The sequence below is a fragment of the Acetivibrio sp. MSJd-27 genome (assembly GCF_018918095.1).
Taxonomy (GTDB): Bacteria; Bacillota; Clostridia; order UMGS1840; family HGM11507; genus HGM11507.
In genome coordinates this window covers 1-7122 of the sequence record NZ_JAHLPV010000067.1, presented here as the reverse complement: position 1 = coordinate 7122, position 7122 = coordinate 1, and the positions used below count along the sequence as shown (strand labels likewise).

Genomic DNA, 7122 nt, shown 5'->3' with positions numbered 1-7122 from the left:
ATTGATTACTACAACAACGAACGGATTGTTTCTAAATTGAAAATGAGTCCGGTACAATTCCGAACTCATTCTCTTGAAAGTTAATATTTATTTTTGTCTAATCTTTGGGGGGCACTTCATAATGCCATGTCCTTTTTATTCGTTTTTTCTTTGCTGTGAAACCTGCCGTCACCAAAGAGAATCCGATTCCTCACTTAGCGATTCTAATGAATAACCCTAAAAGTATGCCAAGTCCGATCCCTGCCAGACAGATCACATTCCGCTTCCAGGCAATTTTTCTATAGATCCGTGTATATCTGCCAGACAGTTCCCGATAGCTCCGCATTCCGTTGACAATCAAAAGGATCGCGGAAAACAAATCCAAAAACAGATAAAGCAGGATGACCGAAAATTCCATAGAAAGTATGGAAGGCTGAAATGCCTGATACATTTTTATGCCATACATCACGTTGTAGGCCATCATTAAAAATCCCAGGAACAGAATGTAATTGCTTTTGGAAATACCGACAGCCAGTTCCCGTTTTGTGACACCAAGCAGTACGATCCAGAGTCCCATCAATAAGACAAATATACCTAAATTGCAATAAAAATACAATGTTTCCCCGTCGATATACAGATTATATAAAAACGAAAAAAACACGATAACTGTTCCCACGATTCCTATGAAGCCTGCCGTATGTGCCAGGGAATACCTGCTCTTTTGATTTGTGCCGAAATACCTTTGATACACAGCTTCACCCCACTCTGTTTGTCCTTATTCCACTGCGATGATGTAATAATAAATTGGCTGCTCGCCTTTGGAATAAGTTACATCGATATCCGGAAATTCCTTTTCCAGCGTTTCCATAAGTTCTTCTTTTTGTTCTTCCTTTAAATCCTCTCCACCGTAGATCGTGATAATCTCCGTCATCTCATCAACCATTTCCTTGATTAAATTCAAAGTAACCAAATTGATATTCGCACCCAGGGACACCACTCTTCCTCCCTGCATTCCCATAATGTCGCCTTCTTTGATTGCAAGATCGTTGACCACGGAATCCCTCACCGCATAGGTTACCTGCCCGGTTTTAATGCGGGACAGGGCGTCGCGGAAGACACCTTCCAGCATTTCCTTTCCAAGATTCTCGTCATACATAATCATTAAGGAATAAACCTCGGCCATACTGGTCGTTGGAATCACAATCAGATTATCGCCGTAAAGAGCCTTTGCCTGTTCCGCGGCAAGAATGATATTTTTATTGTTTGGAAAAACGAAAATCGTCTCCGCATGTATTTTTTTCACAGCCTCCAGAATATCATCTGTGGATGGATTCATGCTCTGACCGCCAAAAATGACCTGATCGATTCCAAGCTCCTTATAAATACTCTTGAAGCCCTCGCCGGATGCAACCGAAACAAATCCGTATTTCTTTTTCGGCGTGGATTTTTCTTGTTCTTCGCGCTCTTTTTTCAGCTGTTCATTCTGATACCGCATATTGTCAATCTTCAAATTGATCAGCTGACCTATCTTCAGACCATATCCCAGTGCCTGATCCGGATTGTCGGTGTGCACGTGTACCTTAATGATATCATCATCTTCCACAACCACGGCAGAATCCCCGATTTTCTCCAGTTTCCCGCGAAGATTTCCAGCCGGCTTATTCTTTTTCAAAATAATAAATTCCGTGCAGTAGCCGAAGGTGATATCCTCCTCAGCCAATTGCGCTGCGGGTGCCTCCGGTTCCTCCGCTTTCTTTTCTTTCGTCTGCACTTCAATAACCTCATTGTTCTGAAGGAAATAAAGCGCGCCCTCAAACAGTGTCATAAGTCCTTTTCCGCCGGCGTCCACAACATTGGCCTGCTTCAGCTTAGGCAGCATATCTATGGTTTTTGCAAGAACTTCATTTCCATATGCTATGACCTGTTCCAGAAATGCCGGCATCTCCAGCTCCTGCCCGCACAATTCCAGCGCCTTGTCGGAAAGCGCACGCATCACGGTAAGAATCGTCCCTTCCGTCGGCTTCATAACCGCTGCATAAGCCACATCCGCACCGCTTTTGATCGCGTCAGCCACCTGCTTGATATCCGCTTCTTCCAGCGGTTTTAACTGCTTTGCCATCCCACGGATAAACTGGGAAAGGATGACCCCCGAGTTTCCTCTCGCCCCCCGCAGGGAAGCGGAAGCCATCTTGTCACTGATCACACCTACCGGCTGGGTCGTCAGACCCATGATCTCTTTGACTGCTTTGCTGAAGGTCAGCGTCATATTCGTGCCGGTATCCCCGTCCGGTACCGGAAAGACATTCAGCCGATTAATTTCCTCTTTTTTGTTTTCTATCTGATTGCATGCCGATACAAGCATGCCCACTAACTGTTCCCCGTTGATTGTATTCACCTTTTACGGCACCCCCTATTTGTCCAGAAGTCCATCAATAAAGACATTGATTTTATTTACTTTCAGTCCGAACTGATCATTTAGTATATAAGATAATGTTTCAATGATGTTGTTGGAAATGGTCTGAATATTTGTGCCGTACATGGCAAAAATATGAATGTCTATTACCAGTCCCTCCTGATAAATAACCCTTACCGCATCCGTTGCCTTTTCCTTTCCTTTAAAAGTAAAGATGGACTGCTTTGTTTTCCGGTTTGCCAGGCATATAACCCCATAACAACTGGTGGCCACATGGGCGGCAATCGTCTTCAGCGCTGTGTCCTTGATGGCAATGAGCCCGTATTCGTTCTTGGTTTTTAATATCATAACATTCGTTCCTCCTCAATCAAAGTTGAATCACTTTTCCGCCAAGGCTTTCCTGAAGTGCCCGCCTGTGACAGGTAAAATATAATATCTGCATATCCCTGCAGGAATTTAAATAGTTCATCATTTGCCGGAAACGTTCATCATCCAAGCGAACAAAAGGATCATCCAGAAAAAGCGGAATTTTCTCTCCCTCCGCATAAGCCAAACGGCAAACCGCAAGCCGAAGAGCAAAATACATTTGATCCCTTGTGCCCATCGACAGCTGCAGCCCGCTTTTCAGAAAATTCTGATTGTCCGCCTTGACGGAAATATTCAGCATCTCATCCACATAGATCTGTTCTACATGCGGCAGTCCCATATCGCCGAGTATTTGTTTTACCTCCGCATTCAGCTTGGGCAAATAGCCTGTTTTCAGGTTTTCCTTTGCCCTTTCCATATAACCGCGCGTCTTTTTCAACACGTCTAAGCGGTGCGTCAGACTGTTTATCTCAGCTTCTGCGGCAGACAGCTCTTCTTCCAAACGAATACGCAGTTCCAAATCCCCTTTGTAATTGAGCGTTTTTCCGGAAAGGTTGGCGTATGCGACATTCCTTTCATTCAGCCGTGCTTCCGCCATATCTTTCTGTCGGATCAGCTCCTTTAAATCCTCTGTTCTTTTTTCCGGCGGTTTCTCTGAAAACTGCTGCTGCCATAACACAAACTCTTCTTTATCTGTATTTGTATCAAACAGCCTGCGGTCATTTTCCAGGGAAAGTTCCAACAGTTCACGTCGGTGCAGCTGCTCCTGATAAGAAAGATATTTGTCATGCAATTCTTTTGCGTCCCTGCATTGGAATTGTCCAAGCAGTTCGTCCCGCTGACTGCGGATCGCTTGAATCCTGTGCACCTGCTCTTCTTTCTGTTTTTGCCGCTGCTGTGAACACAGTCTTTTATATTGTCTGTATTTATAACAAAAAAATCCGGAAAGAATCAAACCAATGCCTGTCAAAATCGAAAAAAGGAAAGGCTTCCATAGAATCAAAACGCCAAAAACAGCACTCACCGCTAACTGGATTGCCAAAAGACGCATATACAGCCTGCTTTTTCCGTCCGACGCAGCAGGAACGTGCAGTTCTGTCTGCTGTTTGTCCTGACCATACTCTGAAAGTTCCCTCTCCAGCGCTTCGCATTTGGATATTTGATCTAAAGAAAGCCCTTTCAGATAGGACATCTGTTTTTGTTTATCATCAAGTTCTTTCAGCATTTCTTCATTTTTTATCATTTGCTTTTGAAGTGCCTCTGCCGCCTTCATTTTTTCATATTTATCATATGTCTCAACCTCGTCGATCAGTCGAAGAAGTTTTGTAATCTCCTTTTTTTCTTTTTCTTGCTCTCGTTCCACAGACGCCATCTGTGCTTTCAAGGTATTGTATTCCGCTTCCTTGTCCCGAAGCTCTCTTTTCTTCTCCAGAAGCTCCCTGCGGTTTTGCTCCAATTTGTCCAAGCGATTGTTCTTGCGCTCAATCAAACTGATCGCGGCGTTTATCTTTTTGACGGCGTCCAGCTCCTCCTGCTCATTGTTCTGTTGACTGAACATAGCCAGCTGCCGATTTACCAAAGGCGCGTTCCGCATTTCTGTCAGGGTCTTGTCCTTCATATAGGCCAGATTGTCAAACATCTCCTCCGGCATTTGAAAAAGGGCTTCCCCCAAGCATAAATCAGCCGTTTTCCATTCGGTGCCCAGCCTTTTTTCCACTGTTTTCTGTGTGCAGCCCCGCTTTGTTTTTCCCATCGAAAAACAGCTGGTATATTGTCTTCCGCCGTCGGTAGTGAAATCCACTGTCCACTCGGCCTTCTTTTCATTGGCAGGGATAAAACAGATTTTTTCCTGATTTTCTTTTGATTTTGCGGTCAAAGGATAAAAAATCGTTTTGATCGCCGTGTGCAGGGTTGTCTTTCCGGCCTCGTTATTCCCGTAAATAATATTCAACCCCTTGGAAAACTCCAGATCTTTATCACAGAATTTGCCGAAACGGTCCAGATGAATCCTGTCTATTTTCACAGCAGTCCCTCCTTCGACACCAAAGGATTGACCGCGTGAATACCGCATTCCATTATCTCTCGCTTCTCTTTGTCCGTCAGTGTTTCATCCTCCATTACCAACCTCACAAACGCCCCCCGAAGGGTTTGCTCCCGTTTGAGGGCGTCGAAATTCACTGCAAGCCTTGTCTCATTTCTCAGTTCCAAATGCAGGAAAGAATCAGAAAGTTCCTCCTCCATTTGTCTGATATCAACATAGAATCCTTCCGGCAATTCACCCTCCATTGTGATCTCGAATAGATTTTTTTCCTTGTCATAGGATTCCGCTGCATGCAGAATCGCCCTTTGGATATCATAGGAGGTAAGACATTCCGAAACCGAAACTCTCAGCCGATAAAAACGAAATTCAGACACGTCAATGTATTCAACATGAAATTCCTGTTTTGACAGTTCTATATAATTCACGGAGGGAGCCGAGCTATCCTTAAAGCTATGGGGCTGAGGAATTCCCGAGTAACCATAATAGGTTCTTCCTTCCCTCTTCATCTGCTTTTCATTGTGGATATGCCCCAAAGCCAGATAATCAAGACCGCTTGCCGCAATATCCTCCGTGCGGATTGGGTTATAGTCACTCTGACAGTGCAAATCTCCGTGCATTACCATCAGGTTCAGCGTCTCAGGATTATCGGCGCGAAAGCCTTTTAGCATGCTTTCTCTCACCACTTCACCGGAAAAGCTTTGGCCGTACACATCACAGTTCAGTGCAGGAAGGGAAACCTTTCCCATCTCCGCATTGAAAATATGAGTGTTTTTCCATGAGGAACCATTGTCATAAAAACGGCTTTTGGAAAGGCAGTCATGATTTCCGCAGACAATAAAAATAGATGCGTTTGTCTTTGAAAAACGATCTTCAAGAAACCGGAATGTCTTTTCATCCGTGAAGGAATCATCAAACAAATCACCGGCAATCAGAATCATATCCGCCTGCTTGTCATTTGCCAGTGCAACAATACGGTCTATGACCTTAAATTTATTTTCTCTGAGCTTATTGGCGGTATCCCAGCCCACCCGGGAACTCAAAGGAGCATTCAGATGCAAATCGGCGAAATGAATCAGTTTTATCAAATTTTACACTCCCTTTCCCGCAAGATTCGGCTCTTCTTCCCCGACTGATGGATAAAATCACACAAAATATCATTTTGATTTTATCATACAAACTCTTTTTTGTAAACGTTTTGTAATATAAATTCCTTGAAAATAATTGTCTTTTGTCTAATTTCCTGCATAAGCATTGAGAGCCATCCCCCATATGTCCTGCACTTGTTAAATTGCCCGCTTCATGAGGCTGGAACGATTTTATAACAAGATTTTATTGAAAACTTTTGCGCAGCAAAAATTACCTTAATGGCGTTTCAACCGAGCGAAGCGCAAGATTATGCTCGCCGCTTGCTTTTTAAATAAAGTACCCGTCGCTTTAGAAATAGGGGACATACAGCGAGGTTATAGCGTCTTTGCCTTGCAAAAGCGTTTTTATCTTGTTATAATATAAAAAAGAGATACACTCAATTTCTGAAATGTAGGAAAGGATGAATAGAATGAAAGGTAAATGGATCTGTATTGGTATTCTCATAGGCGCGTTTGTTGTTTCTTCCGTCTGGGGAGTGATGCATATATTTGAAGTCGGAAAAGTGGACCCGGTGGACGGGCAGGTGTCCCTCCCCACAGAGTCTGCTGTTCCCCAGCCTTATGGCGAAGAAAAAGACATCCGCATCACGCTTTATTTCGGAGATGAAACGGCCAGCCACTTAGTGCCGGAACAGAGAAATATTAAAGTAACCAACGAAAAGGACCTTCCCAAGCTAGTCATGGACGAACTCATCAAAGGACCAAAAACCACCAACGGTATCGCAGTTGTTGACAAGGATACCAAACTGAATTCTGTAAAACGGACAGATAACGTCGCTGTCGTTGATTTCGGCGATAATTTCGAGGCCTTGAATACCGGAGGTTCCTCGCGGGAACGGCTTTGTCTTTACGCTATTGTCAACTCTCTGACAGAACTGGACAACATCGACAAGGTAAAATTGTCCGTCAATGGGAAAATACTTGACTTGTTTGGTCAGATGGAGCTTTTGGAGCCGCTTGTAAAAAATAATGATATAATAGGAAGCAAGAACTAAAAAAGCAATCAAAATACAAAAAAATTTCTAATGAATCTGCTTTTGACTTTTGAACAATAGAAAAGAAAAACGCATGGATTCCATCAAGCGAATCCACGCGTTTTTGTGTCTATTGGGAATAAAAACATGAGTATCCGATGCAGCGTGCCATGGTTCCCATCCCGCCACTTCCACATGGCCAGC

At 43.8% G+C, this 7122-nt stretch carries 7 protein-coding genes; 2 read left to right on the top strand and 5 right to left on the bottom strand.

Going from position 1 to position 7122, the window contains the following annotated elements; translation table 11 throughout:
- A complete protein-coding gene (locus KQI32_RS13695; RefSeq protein ID WP_374197056.1) occupies window positions 1–84 on the top strand; it encodes an IS3 family transposase in 84 nt (27 codons plus the stop codon).
- 106 nt (window positions 85–190) lie between these two features.
- Here the strand turns inward: KQI32_RS13695 and KQI32_RS12800 are convergent, their stop codons facing one another.
- The 5 genes from KQI32_RS12800 to KQI32_RS12780 are packed head-to-tail and all read right to left on the bottom strand — an operon-like array spanning window position 191 to window position 5884.
- Window positions 191–730: a hypothetical protein gene (locus KQI32_RS12800; protein WP_216425958.1), complete on the bottom strand. Its 540-nt coding sequence runs from the start codon at window positions 728–730 to the stop codon at window positions 191–193.
- A 24-nt stretch (window positions 731–754) separates the two neighbouring features.
- Window positions 755–2374, bottom strand: coding sequence for a DAK2 domain-containing protein (locus KQI32_RS12795; protein WP_177690010.1), 1620 nt, complete (start codon window positions 2372–2374; stop codon window positions 755–757).
- Window positions 2375–2389: 15 nt separating this feature from the next.
- Entirely contained in the window at window positions 2390–2740 is a 351-nt protein-coding gene (locus KQI32_RS12790; RefSeq protein ID WP_177690008.1) for an Asp23/Gls24 family envelope stress response protein, read from the bottom strand.
- Between the two features lie 19 nt (window positions 2741–2759).
- Window positions 2760–4781 (bottom strand): AAA family ATPase, encoded by a 2022-nt coding sequence (locus KQI32_RS12785; protein ID WP_216425956.1) that lies wholly within the window; start codon window positions 4779–4781, stop codon window positions 2760–2762.
- Window positions 4778–5884, bottom strand: coding sequence for a DNA repair exonuclease (locus KQI32_RS12780; protein ID WP_216425954.1), 1107 nt, complete (start codon window positions 5882–5884; stop codon window positions 4778–4780). Before KQI32_RS12780 ends, KQI32_RS12785 begins: the two co-directional genes overlap by 4 nt.
- A 470-nt stretch (window positions 5885–6354) precedes the next feature.
- On the opposite strand from KQI32_RS12780, the gene KQI32_RS12775 reads away from it, so the two are divergent.
- Window positions 6355–6939 (top strand): GerMN domain-containing protein, encoded by a 585-nt coding sequence (locus KQI32_RS12775; RefSeq protein WP_177690002.1) that lies wholly within the window; start codon window positions 6355–6357, stop codon window positions 6937–6939.
- Window positions 6940–7122 lie beyond the last annotated feature (183 nt).